2 protein-coding genes are annotated in these 1,609 nt (G+C 60.7%); both read right to left on the reverse strand.

Annotated elements, in window-relative coordinates; all coding sequences use genetic code 11:
- Positions 1–778: carbohydrate ABC transporter permease (locus HX899_RS34385; RefSeq protein WP_181294521.1), on the reverse strand; the 778-nt coding region annotated here is incomplete at its 3' end.
- A gap of 142 nt (positions 779–920) precedes the next feature.
- Positions 921–1,609: ABC transporter substrate-binding protein (locus tag HX899_RS35415; protein WP_246697246.1), on the reverse strand; the 689-nt coding region annotated here is incomplete at its 5' end.

Here is a 1,609-nt window from a genome sequence, read left to right on the forward strand (position 1 = left end):
TCAGCGCCACCACGAGGTCGTAGGACTTGATCGCCATATGGGCGAGCACGATGAAGGCCGACAGAAAGATCGGCCGCAGCAGCGGAATGACGATGCGCCGATAGAGCTGGAATGGCGAAGCGCCGTCGATCTGGGCGGCCTTCATGATCTCGCCGTCGATGCCGCGCAGACCCGCCAGGAACATCGCCATGACGAAGCCCGACGCCTGCCAGACGCCGGCGATGACGACGGTGTAGATGACGAAGTCCTTGTTCTTGATCCAGTCGAAGTGGAAGCTTGTCCAGCCAAAATGGTGCAGCGTCTGTTCCAGCCCGAGGCCGGGATCGAGGAACCATTTCCAGGCAACGCCTGTCACGATGAAGGAGAGCGCCATCGGATAGAGGAAGATCGGCCGCAACACGCTCTCGCCGCGGATCTTCTGGTCGAGCAGGATGGCGAGGAACAGGCCGAGCACCAGGCAGATGCCGATATAGAGGAAGCCGAAGATCGCCATGTTGGTGATCGAGGTGTACCAGGAGGACGGCGGATCGCTCTCGAAGGTCCAGCGCCACAGCCGCTGATAAGCGCGTGCTCCGGTCAGCGCATAGGAGGGAAAGGTCTTGGAATTGGTAAACGACAGATAGGCCGTCCAGACGATGAAGCCGTAGACGAAGATGATGGTGATGACGAAGCTCGGCGCCAGCACGATCTTCGGCAGCGCATCCTGCAGCCGGCCACGAATGGATGCTCTTGTCCCGCGCGTTGTGATCGCGGGTTCTGTTGTCGCAACGGTGCTCATGGAATGTCATCTCCTCCCCACAATCGGCCCTGCATGATCGGCTCTGCATGATCGTCCGGGCATGATTGTCCACGCATGATCGGCGCGGAGCCTGAAGCTTCCCCGCGGAGCACGCGGGGAAGCATTGTCATCACACGTGATCTCAGCGGGCGTCGTCGATCGCCTGGACGAGCTGCTTGACGGCTTCGTCGGAGGTCTTGATCTGGCCGTGGACGAACTTCGAGACGACATCCTTATAGGCATTGGCGATGGCCGGAGGCGCGCCGTAGCCTTGCGCCAGCGAGCCGAACAGCGTGCCGCCTTCATTGGCAGCCTTCAGGTCGGCGATGCCCTTCTTGCCGCAGGCGTCGAAGTCGGTATCGGGAACGTCGGTACGAGCCGGCACCGAACCCTTGACGACGTTGAAGGCCGACTGGAAGCTCTTCGACAGCGTTGCGGTTGCCAGCGCCACCTGGGCGGCCTTGCGGTCATCAGGAACGTTGAACATGCCGAACATGTCGGAGTTGTAGACCACGCTGCCGTCGGTGCCGGGGAAGCGGTAGCAGAGGAAGTCGGTGTCCGGCGTCTTCTTGGCGGCGACGAATTCGCCCTTGGCCCAGTCGCCCATCACCTGCACCAGCGCGTCACCCTTGATGACCATGGCCGTTGCCAGGTTCCAGTCACGGCCCGAGAAGTTCGGGTCGACATATTTGATGATTGTCGCCAGATTATCGAACGACTTCTTCATCGTGTCGGACTTCAGCGATTCATCGTCGAGGTCGTTGAAGGCCTTCTTGTAGAACTCCGGACCGCCGGTCGACAGCACGATGGAATCGAACATCGTCGCTTCCT

It is taken from the genome of Rhizobium sp. WYCCWR 11146 (assembly GCF_013591995.1).
In the GTDB taxonomy this organism is placed as follows: domain Bacteria; phylum Pseudomonadota; class Alphaproteobacteria; order Rhizobiales; family Rhizobiaceae; genus Rhizobium; species Rhizobium indicum.